Origin of the sequence: Actinoplanes octamycinicus, assembly GCF_014205225.1 — a bacterium.
GTDB lineage: Bacteria > Actinomycetota > Actinomycetes > Mycobacteriales > Micromonosporaceae > Actinoplanes > Actinoplanes octamycinicus.
On the sequence record NZ_JACHNB010000001.1, the window covers coordinates 3,453,343 to 3,470,755 of the forward strand.

The window sequence follows — 17,413 nt, forward strand, 5'->3', positions numbered from 1 at the left end:
GTGACCCGGCCCACCCGGCTGGCGCGGTACGGCTTCGCCGACAACGGCGCCGCCCTGCTCGGCGCCCAGGGCCTGCGGCTGTGGGACGCCGAGCACGGCCCGGTCAGCACCGAGGCGGCCGAGCTGATCCACGCCCTGTCCCGGGCCGCCGACCCGGACCTGGCGTTGCGGCAGTTCCACCGGCTGGTCGACGCGGTCTCCCGGGCCGCCGAGCGGGCCAACGGCGGCCGGCCCACCGGCCCGACCGGCGAGATCACCGAGAACGCGGCGACCCGGGAGCTGACCGAGCAGCTGTACCAGGACCACGGGTTGCGCCGCCGGCTGGTCGCGGTGCTCGGCGCCTCGTCCACGCTCGGCGATCACCTGGTCGCCAACGAGCAGGACTGGCGCACCCTGGCCACCGAGAAGAGCGGGCTGCCCCCGGACCCGGAGGGCCACCTGGAGCTGGACGCGCCGACCGTGCCGGCGCTGCGCCGGGCGTACCGGATCGCGCTGTTGCGGATCGCCGCCGCCGACCTGACCGGCGGTCGCGGGCTGGAGCCGACCATGGCCGCGCTCTCCACGCTCGCCGACGAGACCCTGGCGGCGGCGTACGCGATCGCCGTGGCCGCCCTGCCGGAGGGCACCCCGGAGCCCCGCCTCGCGGTGGTGGCGATGGGCAAGTGCGGCGGCAACGAGCTGAACTACGTCTCCGACGTCGACGTGATCTTCGTGGCCGCCGGCGACGAGGACCTGCCGGCCGGGACCACGGTCGCGGCCCGGCTGATCGAGATCTGCGGGCAGGTGGCCTGGCCGGTGGACGCCGCGCTGCGCCCGGAGGGCAGCCGCGGTCCGCTGGTCCGCACCCTCGCCAGCCACCAGGCCTACTACCGGCGCTGGGCGCGCACCTGGGAGTTCCAGGCGCTGCTCAAGGCCCGCCCGGCGGCCGGCGACCTGGCGCTGGCCGGCGAGTGGCTGGCCGACCTGGCGCCGCTGATCTGGCACGCCGCGGAGCGGCCCGAGGCGGTCGCCGACGTGCGCGACATGCGCCGCAAGATCATCGACAACGTGCCGCCCGCCGAGCGGGACCGGGAGATCAAGCGCGGGCCGGGCGGGCTGCGCGACATCGAGTTCGCGGTCCAGCTGCTGCAGCTGGTGCACGGCCGGGTGGACGAGACGCTGCGGCTGCCCGGCACCCTGCCGGCGCTGCGCGCGCTGGTCGCCGGCGGCTACGTGGGCCGGCAGGACGGCGAGACGCTGCTGCGCGGGTACCGCTTCCTGCGCGCCGTCGAGCACCGCCTGCAACTGCAGCAGCTGCGGCGGACGCACACCGTCCCGGACGACCCGGCCGGGGTGCGCTGGCTGGCGGCCGCCCTCGGCTACACCCCGCTGCCCGGGCAGGACGCCGTCGAGGCGTTCCGCTCGGACTGGGTCGGGCACGCCGCCAACGTCCGCCGGCTGCACGTCAAGCTGCTCTACCAGCCGCTGCTGGAGGCGGTGGCCCGGGTGCCCGCCGAGGCCCTGCGGATGACCCCGGCGTCGGCCCGGAAACGGCTGGAGATCCTCGGGTTCGCCGACCCGGCCGGCGCGCTGCGCCACCTGGAGGCGCTGACCGGCGGGGTGACCCGCACCGCGGCGATCCAGCGGACCCTGCTGCCGATGCTGCTGCAGGACTTCTCCGACGCCCCGGAGCCGGACCGCGGCCTGCTCAACTACCGCCAGGTGTCGGACAAGCTGGGCAGCACGCCGTGGTACCTGCGGCTGCTCCGCGACGGCGGCCCGGTCGCCCGCCGGCTGGCCCGGGTGATCAGCCTCTCCCGGTACGCCACCGACCTGCTCACCCGCGACCCGGAGGCGCTCCGGCTGCTCGCCGACGACCCGGAGCTGCAGCCCCGCTCCCGGGAGAAGCTGCGGGACGGGTTCGCCGCCGCGGCCGAGCGGCACGCCGACGACCCGGTCAAGGCGATCGCCGCGGTCCGCGCGCTGCGCCGCCGTGAGCTGTTCCGGCTGGCCTGCGCCGACATCCTGAGCCAGGGCGGTGACCTGGCCCCGGCCCAGCCGATCGACGTGCACGCGCTCGGCATCGCGCTCTCCGACGTCACCGACGCCACCCTGAACGCCGCCCTGCGGATCGCCCGCCGGTCCAAGCCGGGCCCGGCCGGGATGCGGTTCGCGATCATCGGGATGGGCCGGCTCGGCGGCTACGAGATGAGCTACCCGTCCGACGCCGACGTGCTCTTCGTCTTCGACGGCGGGGACGAGGCCGCCGCGCACGCCGTCGCCGAGGAGATGCGCCGGCTGCTCAACGCGCCGGCGCCGGACCCGCCGCTGGGCGTCGACGCCGACCTGCGCCCGGAGGGCCGGCAGGGCCCGCTGGTCCGCAGCCTGCAGGCCTACCAGCAGTACTACGACCGCTGGTCGAAGGTGTGGGAGGCGCAGGCGCTGCTGCGCGCCCGGTTCGTCTGCGGCGACGACTCGCTGGGGCAGGCGTTCGAGAAGCTGGCCGACCGGAAGCGCTACCCGGCCGGCGGCCTGACCCGCGAGCAGGTCGTCGAGATCCGCCGGATCAAGGCCCGGGTGGAGACCGAGCGGCTGCCTCGCGGCGCCGACCCGAACACGCACACCAAGCTGGGCCGGGGCGGGCTCGCCGACGTCGAGTGGGCGGTCCAGCTGCTCCAGCTGCGGCACGCCGACCGGGTGCCCGGCCTGCGCCGCACCCAGACCCTGGACGCGCTGGCCGCCGCCCAGCAGGCCGGCCTGGTCGAGGAGGCCGACGCCACGGCGATGACCGACGGCTGGACCCTGGCCGCCCAGGTGCGCAACGCGCTGACCCTGGTCCGTGGCCGCCCGACCGACCAGCTGCCGCAGCACGGGGTGGAGCTGGCCGGCACGGTGCTGCTGCTCGGCGGCGGCGACCCGGGCGAGTTCGTCGACCGCTACCTGCGGATCACCCGCCGCTCCCGGGCCGCCATGCAACGCGTCATGGAGTCCTGACCGGTCCAGGTCCGCTCTTGCCGACGACCGCCGCTTTCCGGTACGCCCGCAGCCCCCGCCGTCCGGCCCCCGCCGCCGTACCCGTCACGCCAGGCCGCGCCCACTCCCGGCAGTCCCGCGGCCCCCGTCCCCGGCTGGGCGTGAGGGGTGTTTCCGGGCCGCTGTGGCACCCGTGCGGCCCAGCCGGTGAGCTGGTGGCGCGGGGCGGCCGTGAGCAGGGACGGCCTCGCGGAGGGACGCGCACCGGGACGGCGCGCTGGGCGGGGGGCTCCGGTCGTACCGTAAAGGGGTGGGAAGTCAGGCGGCGGCGGCGATCACCTGGGTCAGCGCGGCGTGCAGGCGCTGCAGGTCCTCGATCGGCATGCCGAGGCGGGCGACGACGGCGGGCGGGATCTTCTCCGCCTCGGCCCGCAGCGCGCGACCGGCGTCGGTCAGCGTGATGGCCAGGCTGCGCTCGTCGGCCGGGTCGCGCCGGCGGCGCAGGTAACCGATCGCCTCCAGGCGCTTGAGCAGCGGGGACAGTGTGCCCGGGTCGAGCTGCAGCAGCTCGCTGAGGCGGCGCACGGAGAGCGGCGAGTCACCCCAGAGGGCGAGCATCACCAGGTACTGCGGGTGGGTCAGGCCCATCGGCTCGAGCAGCGGCCGGTAGATCGCCACCACGCTGCGCGCCGCCACCGACAGGGCGAAGCAGACCTGCCGCTCCAACGCCAGGGGATCGTCGTCACTCACTTGCGCATCTCCTCAGGTCAGCGGCTATCCTACCAATAGTTGGGGCACCAACGGTTTGCACGCCAACTGACTGAGGAGAGCACCGTGTCGCAGTGGCAGGATCGGTTCGCGAACTGGTTCCACCAGACCTTCGACGACATGTGGTTCCGGACGATCATCGGCCCGGCCCAGACCAAGGGCGCCGTCCAGGGCTGCGACGAGTTCGCCCGCGAGGGGTGGAAGGCCGACCTGGAGCGCCGCAAGCAGTTCACCCGTGAGCAGCGCGAGCGCAAGCGCGCCGGCCAGCGCTAACTCGACAGCGTGTACCGGCCCGGCCCGGGCACCCGCAGGATCGTCCAGTCGCCGTCGCGGCGCACCGAGGCGCCGCCCGACCCGGTCAGCCAGCGGGACCAGCGGACCCGCACCCGGACGTCACCGGCCGCCGGGGCGTCCAGCGTGACGGCGGCCGCGGTGTGCCGGACCAGCGTCGCGGGGGCGGCCACGATCGGCTGCGGGTCGGCGACCGCGTACAGCCGCCAGTGCGCACCCGACCAGACCGGGGTCAGATAGGGGAGTCCGGCCGTGACCAGCTCCGCCTCGGCGCGGCCCGACCAGGACAGCTCGGCGTCCGGGACCGCGACGAACTGCACCGCCTGCTCGGCCAGCCACAGGCGGTAGGTGCCGGCGCTCAGCGGCACGCCGGTGCCGGCCGCGCCCGGGACCGTGGTGAAGAAGAGGGGGTTCCGGTCGATGTCCGCCTGCCGCAGCCAGCCGCGCGCCAGCGGGACATCACCGAGCCGGGCCGCCTCCCAGTAAGCCCTGGTCGGCGGGATCTCCACCCGCCCGGTCAGGGGCTCCGCGGCCAGCCGGTCGGTGAGCGGCCGGAAGTAGTCCGGGTCGGCCGCCGGGTTGCCGAGGTCACGCAGGTCCGCGGTCACCACCGGCGGCTGCCACCAGGCGGTCAGCGCCAGGATCCCGGCGATCCCGGCGGTCGCGGTCCGCTTGCCGACGCGGTCCGGCAGTTTGGCGTACGCGGCGAGCACCGGCAGCGCGAACATGACGGCCAGTCGCGTCGCGTTCAGCCCGACCGGCGTGTGCACCAGGGCCGCCGCCAGCACCCCCGCCGACGACAGCAGGGCGCCGATCCGTACCGGGCGCACCGGGACCAGCGCCGCGACCAGCAGGCCGGTCAGCACCGCGTGCAGGGTGTCGGTGCGGCTGATGTTCATCCAGCCGCCGTCGCCGAAGAGTAGTGCGTTCAGCGCGATCAGGGCGGCCGCTGGTCCGGCGATCAGGAGGGGGCGGCCGTTGCGCAGTTCCTGGCCGGGCAGTTCGCGGCCGGGCAGTTCGCGCCCGCGGAGTCCCCACCCGCGCAATCCCCGCCCGTGCGACCCCCACCTGCGCAGTCCCCACCCGCCCAGGGGGGCTCCCCGAAGACAGTGTGACGCGGAAGCGGGATCTCCCGCGGCTGGGCTGTGGACAACGCGCTGATGTGGATGACGCGCCGCCTCGACCTGGTCGGCCGGCTCAGAGGCGGCCCGCGGCACCCGGGACACCCCCGACACCCAGCCGGACAGCAGGAGGGCGGTGCCGGCGAGGCCGAGGAAGAGGGCGACGACCGGGCTGGTGGCCGACGCGAGCGCGGCCAGGACGGCGGCGGCGACCGCGGCGGAGCGGCGCGGGAGGTAGGTCAGGGCGAGCAGGGCGGCCAGGCCGAGGCAGACGCCGAGGCCGTAGGTGATCCGGCCGCTCACCAGGTTGCCGGCCAGGCCGGCGACGCCGAGCAGGCCGGCGAGCCGCAGCCGGGTGCCGCCGGTGCGCCGGAACAGCAGCAGCAGGAGCACCGATCCGGTGACCAAGGACACCACGCCGGTGACCCGCACTCCGAGCCACGCCATCACCGGCTGTGACACCAGGCTGTAGCCCAGCTGGTTCACCCCGGCGTACCACCGCAGGTCGACGGGTGCCCAGCCGTGCGCCGCGAAGAACTCCGCGCGGCCGACCTGAGCGGCCAGGTCAGAGCCCATCCGGGGGGCGGCCAGGTAGACGCCGCCGAGGACCGCCGCCAGCAGTGCGATGGCCGCTTCCCGCCGGTGCCGTGCCCACATCCCGTCGACAGTACCGGGCGTCCCGTGGGTTGCAGCGCGTCACGGTAGGGTCAGCGCCATGCCCGGTCCGTCCCTCGTCCGCGCCACGGGGCTGCTCGGCAGCGCCCTGCTGGCCGGCGCCGCCTACCTCGGTGGCGCGCACCGGCCGTGGACGCCGACGATGACCCCGCGCACGATTCTCGCCGGGCGGGACGGGGTGCTGCTGCCGCTGCTCTGGCTGGCCGGGGTCGCCCTGCTGATCGGGGCGTGGTGGGCCGGGCGACGGGTGGTGCCGTCGGCGCGGTGGGCGGTGGTCACGGCGGGGCTGTGGGCGCTGCCGCTGCTCCCGTTCCTGCCGCTGGGCAGCTACGACGCTTATTCGTACGCGTGTCAGGGCTGGCAGCAGGCGGCGGGGCTGGATCCGTACGCCGGCGGGGTTGATCTTCTGGGGTGTCCCTGGGCCGACGCGGTCGCGCCCACCTGGCGTGCCGCCCCAGCCCCCTACGGTCCGGTCTTCCTGGTCCTGGCCGCCGCCGCGGCCGAGCTCGGCGGCTCGCTCACCGGGACCCTCGCGCTGCTCCGGCTGATCGCGGTGCTCGGCGTGGTGGCGCTCGGCGCCTGCCTGCCGGTGCTGGCCCGGCGGTCCGGGGTGCCGGTGGCGCGCGCGCTCTGGCTGGTCCTGGCCTGCCCGCTGGTGCTGATCCACCTGGTGTCCGGCACGCACAACGACGCGGTGATGGTGGCGCTGCTGGCCGGCGGGCTGGCGGTGGCGGCGACCGGGCGGAGCTGGCCGGCCGGGATCCTGTTCGGGCTGGCGATCGGGGTGAAGGCGACCGCGGTCGTGGCGCTGCCGTTCGCGATCTTCTTGATCCCGCGGCCGTGGTGGCGGGCCGGGCTGGAGCTGGCCGCGGGCGCGCTGGGCGCGCTGGCCGCGGTGTCGCTCGGCGCCGGGCTGGGCCTGGGCTGGGTGAGCGGGCTGGCCGGCAGCGGCGTCTCGGTGCAGTGGACCGCGCCGCCGACCGCGATCGGGATGACCCTGGAACTGTTCGGCGTGCCGCACGCGGTCGCGGTGACCCGGGTGCTCGGCCTGGTCGCGCTGGCCGGGGTGCTGCTCTGGCTGTTCCGGCGGGCCTGGCGCGGCGGCGACCCGCTGTGGCACGCCGGGCTGGCGCTGGCCGCCACCGTGCTGCTCGCCCCGGTCTTCCACCCGTGGTACGCGATCTGGCCGCTGGCCGTGCTGGCCGCGACTGTGCGCCGGGACACTCGCTGGCTGGTCGTACCATGCGCGGTGGCCGCCGCCCTCTGCCTGCCGGACGGTTACAACCTGGCCCTCGCCACCAAGGCGCAGGGCGCCGTCGGGATGACGGTTCTCGCCGGTTCTCTAGCCTGGAAAGTGCTGCATGAAGCGAATCGTGACCCTGATCGTCTCGGTGCTGGTCGCGGCGGCCCTGATCGTCGTCTCCGGGCTCCGTAACCGGTTCTTCGACTCCAAGGTCTACTACGGCGCGGTGCACTACTGGTTCCAGGACAGCGGCATGGTCTACGACTGGCTGCAGCGGGACACGCCGTACGGGTTCACCTACCCGCCGTTCGCCGGCCTGGTCATGTCGCCGATGGCGGTGCTGCCGTTCCCGCTGGTCGTGGTGCTCGCCTCGATCGGCACGGTGCTCACCACCGGGCTGCTGGTCTGGTGGCTGGCCGGGCCGCTGCTGAGCCGGCTGAAGCAGCCGCTGTGGCTGACCTTCGGGGTGGCCTGGTGTGTCGCGCTGGCCTTCGAGCCGGTCCGCGAGACGTTCACCTTCGGCCAGGTGAACACGCTGCTGCTCACCTGCGTGACGGCGGACATGCTGTTCGGCGTGGCCCGCGGCAAGTGGTGGGCCGGCGCCGGCATCGGGCTGGCCACCGCGATCAAGCTGACCCCCGGCGTGTTCATCCTCTACCTGCTGGTCACCCGGCGCTGGCGGGAGGCCGGGGTGGCGATCGGCGCGGCCGGCGCGGCGACCGTGCTGGCCGGCGCGCTCTTCCCGGACCAGTCCCGGGAGTTCTGGACCTCGGCGCTCTGGGACACCAACCGGGTCGGCAACCTGTGGTTCCTCTCCAACCAGTCGGAGCGGGGGATGCTCGCCCGGTTCCCGTTCGACGAGGCCGAGTCCAAGATCTGGATCGTCTGTGTGCTGGCCACGCTGGCGTTCTGGGCCTGGCGGGTGACCCGGTCGCGGGACGACGTGCTCGGCGGGCTGGCCCTGACCGGCATCCTGGGCTGCCTGATCAGCCCGGTCACCTGGGTGCACCACTGCGTCTGGCTGATCCCGGCGCTGATCCGCTGCGCCGAGCGGTTCTGGACCCCGGACCGGCGGCCGGCCTACCTGGCGGCGGCCGCGTACCTGCTGATGACCTCGCACCTCACCTGGCTCTGGGAGAACCGGCCGACCCCGCCGCTGGCCTTCCTCGGCAGCAATGTTTATGTCTGGTTCGGCCTGGCTCTGCTCATCTGGACACCGGTCGGCACCCGGAGTTCGGTTCCCGTCCATGAACCGGAAAAGATCTTGGCGTAGTCAGTTCGCATGTCTTTACGCCGTACCACCTCGGCGGTTGTCTCCGTCCTGGCCGTCGCCGCGGCCGGCAGCGTGCCGGCCGCGGCCGCCGCGCACGGCCGCGCCACCTCTTTCCAGCGCCTCGCCACGTTCCCGGTGTACCTGAACTCGTCGGTCGCCGACACCGCGGCGGCCGAGATCTCCACGGTCACCGCGGACGGCCGCACGGTCGTCTACACCGACAGCCCCGGCAAGCGGATCGGCTTCGTGGACATCACGAACCCGTCCGCCCCGCAGCCGCGCGGAACGCTGGCCATGGGCGGCGAGCCCACCTCGGTCGCGCACCTGGGCCACCTGCTGCTGGCCGGCGTGAACACCAGCGCTTCGTTCGCCGACCCGTCCGGCAAGCTGGTCGTGGTCGACGACCGGACCCACGCCGTGGTCCGTGAGCTGGACCTGGGCGGGCAGCCCGACTCGGTCGCCGTCGCGCCGAGCGGCCGCTACCTCGCAGTCGCCATCGAGAACGAGCGGGACGAGGACGTCAACGACGGCGCCCTCCCGCAGGCCCCGGCCGGGTACCTCGCGGTGATCGACACCAAGTCCTGGAAGGTCGCCAAGGTCGACCTGACCGGCCTGGCCGCGGTCGCGCCGAGCGACCCGGAGCCGGAGTACGTCAGCGTCAACTCCCGGGACGAGGCGGTCGTCTCGCTCCAGGAGAACAACCACCTGGCGATCGTCTCCCTGCGCACCGGCAAGGTGCTCAAGCACTTCGAGGCCGGCACCGTCACCGTCGACGGGGTCGACACCCTGGACGACGATCAGATCTCTCTCACCGGGTCGATCACCGCGAAGCGGGAGCCGGACGGCGTCGCCTGGATCACCGACGACCTGTTCGCCACCGCCAACGAGGGCGACTACGAGGGCGGCTCGCGCGGCTGGTCGATCTTCTCGGCGCGGACCGGCAAGGCGGTCTGGGACGCCGGCAACACGCTCGAGCACCTCGCCGTCGAGCACGGGCAGTACCCGGACAAGCGGTCGGACGCCAAAGGCATCGAGCCGGAGAACGTGGCGTTCGCGAGGATGGGCGGGGTTCCGTACGTCTTCGTCAACTCCGAGCGGGGCAACTTCACCGCCGTCTACGACGTGTCGCATGCTCGTGAGCCGCGCTTCAAGCAGCTCCTGCCGACCACGAACGCGCCCGAGGGCGTCGTCGCGGTCCCGTCCCGCAACCTGCTGGTGGTCTCCTCGGAGGAGGACGACGCCTCGATCGGCATCCGCGGCTCGGTGCAGATCTACGGCTTCGGCAGGCCGGCGAACACCCAGCCGCACTCGGTGCGGGACATCCCGTTCGGCACCCTGTCGGCGCTCTCCGCGGTGCCCGGCAAGCGGGACCGGCTCGTCTCGGTGACCGATTCCGCCTACTCGCCGACCCGGATCCTCGGCCTGTCCACCCGCGGCGTCATCGACTCCCAGCTGACCGTCACCAAGAACGGCGAGCCGGTCGGCTACGACGCCGAGGGCCTGGTCGCCCGCGAGGCCGGCGGCTACTGGCTGGCCGTCGAGGGCACCGGCGCCGGCAAGGACCCGAACCTGATCGTCCGCCTGAACGCCAAGGGCGAGGTGCAGGAGGAGATTCCGCTCTCCGCCGACGTGGCCGGCGCGATCACCAGCAACGGCCTGGAGGGCGTCGCCGAGGTGGGCACCGGCGTGTGGGTCGCCGTGCAGCGCACGATCAAGGGCGACCAGGCGTTCACCAACCGGATCGGCCGCTACGACACGGTCACCAAGACCTGGTCCTGGCTGCTCTACCCGGCCGACACCGCGCCGGTCGGCTGGAGCGGGCTGTCCGAGCTGGTCGCCGTCGACGGGAACACCTTCGCGGTGATCGAGCGGGACAACCAGCGCGGCGAGCTGGCGTCGATCAAGCGGATCTACACGTTCGACGTACCGGCCACCTGGACCGGCACCCCGGCCGTGCGCAAGAAGCTGGTCAAGGACGTGCTGCCGGCGCTCAAGGCGGACCACGGCTGGGTGCAGGACAAGCTGGAGGGCCTCGCGGTGGCCGGCAACGGCCGCACCTACGCGGTGACCGACAACGACGCGATCGACGACGCCACCGGCGAGACGGTCTTCCTGGACCTCGGCAAGCTGCTCTGACACGCGCTGACCGGGCGCGTCAGCGCCCTGTCAGCGACACCCGGCACGGTGCCGGCATGGGAATCGACAGCAACGCGATCTACGCCGAGGGCCTGGTGAAACGCTACGGCGACACCACCGCCCTGGCCGGGGTGGACCTCGTGGTCCGCCCCGGCACGGTGCTCGGCCTGCTCGGGCCGAACGGGGCCGGCAAGACCACCGCGGTCCGGATCCTGGCCACCCTGATCAGCCCGGACGCCGGGCACGCCACGGTCGGCGGCTTCGACGTGGTCCGGCAGGCCGCCGAGGTCCGCCGCCTGATCGGCCTGACCGGCCAGTACGCCTCGGTCGACGAGCAGCTCACCGGCACCGAGAACCTCCTGATGATCGGCCGGCTGCTCGGCCTGTCCCGGCCCGCCGCGCGGTCCCGGGCGAGGGCGCTGCTCACCCGGTTCGACCTGCTGGACGTCGCCGACCGCGCGGCCGGCAAGTACTCCGGGGGGATGCGCCGCCGCCTCGACCTGGCCGCCAGCCTGGTCGGCGAGCCGCGCCTGCTCTACCTGGACGAGCCCACCACCGGCCTGGACCCGCGCAGCCGCAACGAGGTGTGGGACATCGTCCGTGACCTGGTCGCCGCCGGGACCACGGTGCTGCTCACCACCCAGTACCTGGACGAGGCCGACCGGCTGGCCGACGAGATCGTGGTGATCGACCACGGCCGGGTGATCGCCACCGGGACGCCGGAGCAGCTCAAGGCCCGGACCGGGGCGCAGACCGTGACCGCCCGCGCGGCCGACCCGGCCGACCTGGAGAAGCTCGCCGAACAGGTGCGCCGGGTGGCGGCCGGGCCGATCGAGGTGCGCGGCGACCTGGTGGTCGCGCCGGTCGCCGATCCGGGCGCGCTCACCCGGCTGGTGCGCAGCCTGGACGACGCCGGTCTGGTCGTCGCCGAGCTGGCGCTGCGCAGCCCCAGCCTGGACGAGGTGTTCCTCGGCCTGACGGAGGTGGCGGCGTGATCGACTGCATCGCAGTGAAGCAAGGGCCGGCCGAGCACGGCCAGGGAGGCACCGCGTGAGCACCATGGCCGTGCGCAACACCGCCACGCTCGCCTGGCGGACCCTGGTGCAGATCAAACACAACCCGATGGAGCTGATGGACTTCAGCATCCAGCCGGTGATGTTCCTGCTGCTGTTCACCTTCGTCTTCGGCGGTCAGCTGGCCGGCTCGCCGGCCGAGTACCTGCAGTTCGCGCTGGCCGGGATCATCGTGCAGAACCTGCTCTTCGCCACCATGAACACCGGGGTGGGCCTGAACACCGACATCAGCAAGGGCGTCTTCGACCGGCTGCGGTCGCTGCCGATCGCCCGGTTCGCGCCGCTGGCCGGGCGGATCGTGGCCGACGTGCTGAAGCAGGCGTGGGCGATCCTGCTGCTGCTCGGGGTCGGCACGCTGCTCGGCTTCCGGATCACCACCGGGCCGCTGCCGGCGCTCGGCGCGGTCCTGCTGCTGCTCGGCTTCGCGCTGGCCGCGTCGTGGATCTCGGTGCTGGTCGCGATGCTGGTCGACGAGCCGGACAAGGTGCAGATCTTCGGCTTCGTGCTGATCTTCCCGATCACGTTCGCGAGCAGCGCGTTCGTCCGGCCCGAGACGATGCCGGGCTGGCTGCAGGGCTTCGTCCGGATCAACCCGACGAGCGTGCTCTCCGACGCGGTCCGGGGGCTGCTCACCGGAGGACCGGTGGCCGGGCCGGTGCTCCAGTCGGTGCTCTGGGCCCTGGTGCTGCTGGGCGTCTTCGCCCCGCTGTCGGTGCGCGCGTTCCGCCGCCGGACCTGAGGACGGTGCTCACCGCGTACCGAAAATGTCTGGGGGAAGGTGATTTTGATCTATGCCGTCGCCCTGGTGGAAGGCGGCCTCGAAGGCCGCGTCGCCGAGGGCGGCGCGGGCCTCGCGCTCGACGCGGTCGGCGTCCTCGACGGTGCGGTCCACCGCGCCGCGCACCGCCACCGCGGCGCCCAGCAGGGTGGCGGCCCGCGCCGGGTCGCCCTCCCGGCAGGCCAGATCCGCGATGCCGACCAGCACCTGGGCGATCACCGGGGAGTCCAGCGTGCCGACCGCGATCCGCAGCGCCTCCTCGTGCCGGGCCCGGGCCGCGCCGAGATCGCCGGCCGCGCCCTCGATCAGACCCTGGGCGCTGGCCGCGATCGCCCGGAACTGCGGGGCCAGCGTCGAGTCCACGATCAGCTCGACGGCCCGGGCGATCTCCCGGCGGGCGTCGTCGAGCCGGCCCTCGGCCCGGGCGATCGTCGCGGCCGCGTGGTGCACCGAACCCATCACCTCCGGGACGCCCGCGTCGACCGCCTGCCGGCGGGCCCGCTCCAGCGTCCGGTGCGCCGCCTCCCGGTCGCCGGCCAGCCACATCTGGTGCGCCAGCTTGGTGGTCAGCTGTGGCAGGTCCTCCCGCACCCCGACCGCCTCGACCAGCGCGATCGCCTCCCGCTGCCAGCCGACCGCGCGGGCGAAGCCGCCGCGGGCCGCGGTCAGGTCGGCCAGCGCGCTCAGCGTGAAACCGATCCCCCAGCGCTCGCCGACCGCCCGGAAACCGGCCAGCGCGGCGGTCAGGTCGGCCTCGGCCACCTCGGCCGGCTCCCCGAAGTTGAGCCGCACCTGGCCGACGATCATCCGGGCCATGGCGCGCAACCACGGGTCCGGGTCGTCGTAGAGCGCCTGGCCGAAAGCGATCACGCTGGACTGCTCCGGTGAGGCGTAGAGCGCGGCCAGCGGCGCCACCAGGCGCAGCGCCGGATGGCTGTCCGGGGACGGCTCGACCAGCTCCAGCGCCCGGCGGAACGACTCCCGCACCTCGGCGAAGTCCAGCGGACCCTCGACGCCGTTGAGCGCCGCCAGGGTGTGTGCCAGGGCCAGCTCCTGCGAGTCGGCCGGGCCGTCCAGCGCCAGCGCGGCCAGGCACAGGCCGGTGCCCTCGACCCGGTGCCCGCACAGCCACCAGTACCAGCCCAGGTTGGCGACCAGCGCGATCGCGGTGGCCCGGTCCCCGGCGGCGATCGCGTCCCGGACGCCGGCGTGCAGGTTGTCGTGCTCGGCGCGCAGCCGGGCCATCCAGGTGAGCTGCTCGGCGCCGCGCAGGTGCGGCTCGGCCTCCCGGGCCCGGGCCAGCAGCCAGCCGCCGATCGCCACCCGCATCGGCTCGGTCTCGCCGGCCTCGGCCAGCCGCTCCAGGCCGTACTCGCGGATCGTCTCCAGCATCCGGTAGCGCCCGTCCGCGCCCAGGACCAGCAGCGACTTGTCCACCAGGGCGCCCAGCAGGTCCAGGTCGGCGTCGCAGACCTGCTCGACCGCGGCCACCTCGGCGCCGCCCGGGAAGGCGGCCAGTCGCCGCCACAGCCGCCGCTCCGGCTCGGTGAGCAGGTCCCAGCTCCACCCGACCACCGCGCGCAGCGTCTGATGCCGCGGCAGCGCGGTCCGGCTGCCGCCGGTGAGCAGCCGGAACCGGTCGGCCAGCCGGTCGGCGAGCACCGCCGGCGGCAGACTGCGCAACCGGGCCGCGGCCAGCTCGACGGCCAGCGGCATGCCGTCCAGCGCCCGGCAGATCCGGACCACGTGCGCCACGTTGTCGCCGGTCAGGGTGAACCCGGCGGCCCGGTCCAGGAGCAGCCGCACCGCCGGGAAACCGGCCGCCTCGGCCGGTCCGGCGTCCGGCGGCGGGGACTCCAGCGGCTCCACCGGGTGCAGGATCTCGCCCGGGATGCCGAGCGGCTCCCGGCTGGTCGCCAGCAGCCGCAGCCCGGGCGCGGCGCGCAGCAGCGTGTCGGCGACCGCGGCGGCCGCGTCGATCAGGTGCTCGCAGTTGTCCAGGATCAGCAGCATCCGGCGGCCGGCCACCGCGCTGCGCAGCCGGGCCAGCGTGGGATGGTTGCCCAGGACCAGGTGGTCGCGGTAGGGGAGGGCGCTCAGCACGGTCTGCGGCACCTCGGCCGGGTCGCGGACCGGGGCCAGCTCGACCCGCCACACCTCGCCCGGGAGGCGGGCGCCGACCTCGACCGAGAGGCGGGTCTTGCCGCTGCCGCCCGGGCCGGTGAGGGTGACCAGGCGGTGGGTGCGGAGCATGCTGGTGAGGGTGTGGATCTCGGAGTCGCGGCCGACGAAGGTGCTCAGTTCGGCGGGCAGGTTGGTGCTGCCCGCCGTGCCTGCCGCGGCGGGCTGGGCGTGCAGCAGCTCCCGGTGCAGCCGGGTCAGCTCGGCCGACGGATCGGTGCCGAGCTGCTCGGCGAGGCGGCGGCGGGCCTGCTCGAAGACCTCCAGCGCCCGGCCCGGGCTGCCGTTCGCCCGCAGCGCCCGGATCAGCAGCGCGACCAGCGGCTCGTCCAGCGGATGCGCCGCGACCAGCGCCTCCAGCTCGGGCACCACGTCCCGGTGCGCCATCTCGGCGGCCAGCCAGGCCTGCTGCGCGCTCAGGTGCAGCCGGCGCAGCCGGACCAGCTCGGCCGCGGCGGCCTCCGGGAACTCCGGATCGCCGCGCCACAACTTCACCGCCTCGCCGGGCGTGCTTCGCTCGAAACGGAAGACATCCACCTTCGCCCGGTCGATGACCAGCCGGTACCCGGTCGGCACCGCCTCGATCCGCAACTCCGGGGCGGCTCGCCGCAGCCGGGAGACCAGTGCCTGCAACGCGTTCGCCGCCGCGGCGGGCGGCGCGTCACCCCAGATGCCGTCGATCAGCCGGTCCGCGGAGACCGTCCGGCCCGCGTCCAGGGCGAGGAGAATGATCAAGGTACGCAGCCGCGTGCCCGCGATCGGCACCACCTCCCCGGTGCCGGCGCGCAGCTCCACCGGCCCCAGCACCGCGATGTCCACACGTCGATTCTGCCCGCTCACCCGCCGCTCGCCCGGCCACGCTCCAGATTGGTCACCGTCCTGAACTTCGAGATCCTTCCCGGTACGCCCGGCCTCACCCTGGCCGAGGTGGCGCATGTGCTGGTCCCCGGCCGCGGCCGCACCGCCACCGGCGACGGCCTCACCCCGGAAGGCGCGGCCCGGGTCGCGGTGGCCGCTGATCTGTTCCGGTCACTGCCGGTTGCCGGTCGCATCGTCTGCGCCGGCTACAAGTCGCCGCTCGACAGCAAGGGCCGCCCGTGGACCACGCCGGAGGCGCCGGGGGAGGTCTTCCAGGGCGTCCCGGAGGCCGATCTGATGCGAGAGGTGCTGCTCGCTTCCGGTTTGGACCCCTTTTCGGTACGGCCGGAGCGCCACTCGATCGACACGGTGGCCAACCTGCTGCGCTCGGAGTCCGAAGGTCACTTCGGCGATCCTCGGCCGGTGGCCATCGTCTCCCAGCGGTCCCACCTGCGGCGGATTCTCTCGGTCATCGCGCCGTACACGCTGCGCCGCCCGTACCTCGGGGTCGTCGTCCCGTCCCCGTTCCCAGCTCCGCTGCCGCCTTCCTCCGTGCCCTTGCCTCCTCCTTCCTCTGCGGGTTCGCCCTCCTCCGGGCCTCCGCCTTCGTCCGCGCCTTCGCCTTCCTCCGGGCCGCCGCCCTCCTCCGCGTCTTCGCCCTCCTCCGGGCCACCGCCTTCCTCTGCGCCTGCGCCCTCCTCCGGGCCGTCGCCTGACGCGGAGCATTTTCTGGCCGAGCTGGCGAGCCGTCTGATCGCCGCTCGTCTCCCGGCCGACCCGCTGCGCGCCATCCGGGTCGCCGAACGCCGATCGGTCGCCCTGTGGCGCCTGGCCCGGGCCTTCGGCAAGCGCGAGTACCACTGAGCACGGTCCGCCCTGGCACGATGGTGCGGTGACCTTGCCGAGCGGCAGCAGCTGATCGCCCTGCCGCGCGACCTGGACAATCCAGACAATGTGGGCTGCCGTTGAACAGCCTCCCCGCGAAGCCGTCCTGATCGGCGGAAGTCGCCGGTGAGTCGGCCCGGGGCGCTGGCCGTCGTGCCACCGTCCGGTCGCGACTGGCCGGGCCGCCGGCAGGCGCGAGCAGCGCTGAGCGCAGGCGGGCGGCTGGGCGTCGGCGAGGCGTTCCGCGTTACACCTGACGGGGCGGGAAGCGGCCAATTTTGTCGATCTCTTCGGCCGATCGCTCAACGGGCCGGGCTCTGTGGAGCATGTGGCGTCGTCTCGATGTCACCTGAGGAGCACCAACCATGCGGACCCTCCCCGTCCTGCGCATCACGGCCGCCGCGGCAGCGGGCGTCGCCACGTCGTTCGCCGTCACCGCGGCGGCGCATGCCACCGGGACCACCATCCCGATCAACGGCGGTAACGTGCCGGCCATCGCCGCCGACTACGAACACGAGTGCGGCGCGCAGCTCGGCGGAGGCCCGTACCCCGGCAAGGATGTCTGGGTCTTCAACCTGCCCGGCAACGCGGCCACGACGGGCAGCTTCACCGCCATCCGCGCCATGTTCGACACGAACGGCGACGGCAAGGCCGACTCCACTGTGGTGATCGAGGCCGGCGCGGCGGACGGCGACGACATCGTCACGGTGGGCCACAGCAAGGCGTACGCGATCACCGCGGCCGGCTGGACCCTGATCGACGCCAACGCTACCATCACCGGCAAAGCTGACAAATTCGTCCTGACCCACACCTGCGCAGCCACCGGATCCGCCACGACCACCCCGACTACCAAGCCCGCCACCACCTCACCGACCGCCTCCACGTCGTCCAGCGCCAGCACGGGCGGCGGCGGCTCCGAGGGTTCCGGAAGTGCCGAGGGTTCCGGAGGCACCGAGGGTTCCGGAGGCGCCGACGGTTCCGGCGAGGGTGCCGGCGAGGAGAGCCTGCCGGTCACCGGCCTGAACGTCGCCGGCGTGGCCGCACTGGGCCTGGCCCTGGTGGGCGCCGGTGCCGCCCTGGTCCTGCGCCGCCGCCGGCGCTTCATCGCCTGACGCGCCTGGCGTCTCGGAGGCGCGGCGGATCTTTGAAGAGCGTGACCACCGGGGTCTAGCCTGTCGC

12 protein-coding genes are annotated in these 17,413 nt (G+C 74.1%); 9 read left to right on the plus strand and 3 right to left on the minus strand.

Going from position 1 to position 17,413, the window contains the following annotated elements:
- Positions 1 to 2,973: a bifunctional [glutamine synthetase] adenylyltransferase/[glutamine synthetase]-adenylyl-L-tyrosine phosphorylase gene (locus tag BJY16_RS15575; RefSeq protein WP_185040146.1), complete on the plus strand. Its 2,973-nt coding sequence runs from the start codon at positions 1 to 3 to the stop codon at positions 2,971 to 2,973.
- A gap of 297 nt (positions 2,974 to 3,270) precedes the next feature.
- Here BJY16_RS15575 and BJY16_RS15580 read toward each other — a convergent pair whose 3' ends face one another.
- A complete protein-coding gene (locus BJY16_RS15580) occupies positions 3,271 to 3,702 on the minus strand; it encodes a MarR family winged helix-turn-helix transcriptional regulator (protein WP_185040147.1) in 432 nt (143 codons plus the stop codon).
- 84 nt (positions 3,703 to 3,786) lie between these two features.
- Here BJY16_RS15580 and BJY16_RS15585 point away from each other — a divergent pair, with 84 nt between their 5' ends.
- The gene (locus BJY16_RS15585; protein ID WP_185040148.1) at positions 3,787 to 3,993 is read left to right on the plus strand and encodes a hypothetical protein; all 207 of its coding nucleotides are present in this window, start codon (positions 3,787 to 3,789) and stop codon (positions 3,991 to 3,993) included.
- Here BJY16_RS15585 and BJY16_RS15590 read toward each other — a convergent pair.
- The gene (locus BJY16_RS15590) at positions 3,990 to 5,789 is read right to left on the minus strand and encodes a hypothetical protein (RefSeq protein ID WP_185040149.1); all 1,800 of its coding nucleotides are present in this window, start codon (positions 5,787 to 5,789) and stop codon (positions 3,990 to 3,992) included. The two genes, BJY16_RS15585 and BJY16_RS15590, sit on opposite strands and share 4 nt — an antisense overlap.
- A 58-nt stretch (positions 5,790 to 5,847) precedes the next feature.
- Here BJY16_RS15590 and mptB point away from each other — a divergent pair, with 58 nt between their 5' ends.
- From mptB to BJY16_RS15615, 5 genes are all read left to right on the plus strand, one after another.
- Entirely contained in the window at positions 5,848 to 7,242 is a 1,395-nt protein-coding gene (mptB, locus tag BJY16_RS15595; protein WP_185040150.1) for a polyprenol phosphomannose-dependent alpha 1,6 mannosyltransferase MptB, read from the plus strand.
- The gene (locus BJY16_RS15600) at positions 7,169 to 8,323 is read left to right on the plus strand and encodes a glycosyltransferase 87 family protein (protein WP_185040151.1); all 1,155 of its coding nucleotides are present in this window, start codon (positions 7,169 to 7,171) and stop codon (positions 8,321 to 8,323) included. Before mptB ends, BJY16_RS15600 begins: the two co-directional genes overlap by 74 nt.
- A gap of 9 nt (positions 8,324 to 8,332) precedes the next feature.
- Positions 8,333 to 10,459, plus strand: a complete 2,127-nt coding sequence (locus BJY16_RS15605; protein ID WP_185040152.1) for an esterase-like activity of phytase family protein — start codon at positions 8,333 to 8,335, stop codon at positions 10,457 to 10,459.
- A gap of 56 nt (positions 10,460 to 10,515) precedes the next feature.
- Positions 10,516 to 11,454, plus strand: a complete 939-nt coding sequence (locus BJY16_RS15610) for an ATP-binding cassette domain-containing protein (RefSeq protein WP_185040153.1) — start codon at positions 10,516 to 10,518, stop codon at positions 11,452 to 11,454.
- A 64-nt stretch (positions 11,455 to 11,518) separates the two neighbouring features.
- The gene (locus tag BJY16_RS15615; protein ID WP_185046469.1) at positions 11,519 to 12,271 is read left to right on the plus strand and encodes an ABC transporter permease; all 753 of its coding nucleotides are present in this window, start codon (positions 11,519 to 11,521) and stop codon (positions 12,269 to 12,271) included.
- A gap of 9 nt (positions 12,272 to 12,280) precedes the next feature.
- Here BJY16_RS15615 and BJY16_RS15620 read toward each other — a convergent pair whose 3' ends face one another.
- Positions 12,281 to 15,310 (minus strand): AfsR/SARP family transcriptional regulator, encoded by a 3,030-nt coding sequence (locus BJY16_RS15620; protein WP_185040154.1) that lies wholly within the window; start codon positions 15,308 to 15,310, stop codon positions 12,281 to 12,283.
- Between the two features lie 48 nt (positions 15,311 to 15,358).
- On the opposite strand from BJY16_RS15620, the gene BJY16_RS15625 reads away from it, so the two are divergent.
- Both BJY16_RS15625 and BJY16_RS15630 read left to right on the plus strand, forming a co-directional pair.
- Positions 15,359 to 16,213 carry an ElyC/SanA/YdcF family protein gene (locus BJY16_RS15625; protein ID WP_185040155.1) on the plus strand — a complete coding sequence of 285 codons (855 nt, stop codon included), beginning with the start codon at positions 15,359 to 15,361 and terminating at the stop codon, positions 16,211 to 16,213.
- Positions 16,214 to 16,599: 386 nt separating this feature from the next.
- Entirely contained in the window at positions 16,600 to 17,346 is a 747-nt protein-coding gene (locus BJY16_RS15630; RefSeq protein ID WP_185040156.1) for an LPXTG cell wall anchor domain-containing protein, read from the plus strand.
- Positions 17,347 to 17,413 lie beyond the last annotated feature (67 nt).

What these genes read in the sequence shown, in the direction of transcription:
- BJY16_RS15605 (WP_185040152.1), top strand. Translation starts at nt 8,333, where the DNA reads ATGTCTTTACGCCGTACCACCTCGGCGGTTGTCTCCGTCCTGGCCGTC.
- BJY16_RS15600 (WP_185040151.1), top strand. Translation starts at nt 7,169, where the DNA reads ATGAAGCGAATCGTGACCCTGATCGTCTCGGTGCTGGTCGCGGCGGCC.
- BJY16_RS15615 (WP_185046469.1), top strand. Translation starts at nt 11,519, where the DNA reads ATGGCCGTGCGCAACACCGCCACGCTCGCCTGGCGGACCCTGGTGCAG.
- mptB (WP_185040150.1), top strand. Translation starts at nt 5,848, where the DNA reads ATGCCCGGTCCGTCCCTCGTCCGCGCCACGGGGCTGCTCGGCAGCGCC.
- BJY16_RS15630 (WP_185040156.1), top strand. Translation starts at nt 16,600, where the DNA reads ATGCGGACCCTCCCCGTCCTGCGCATCACGGCCGCCGCGGCAGCGGGC.
- BJY16_RS15610 (WP_185040153.1), top strand. Translation starts at nt 10,516, where the DNA reads ATGGGAATCGACAGCAACGCGATCTACGCCGAGGGCCTGGTGAAACGC.
- BJY16_RS15590 (WP_185040149.1), bottom strand. Translation starts at nt 5,789, where the DNA reads ATGTGGGCACGGCACCGGCGGGAAGCGGCCATCGCACTGCTGGCGGCG.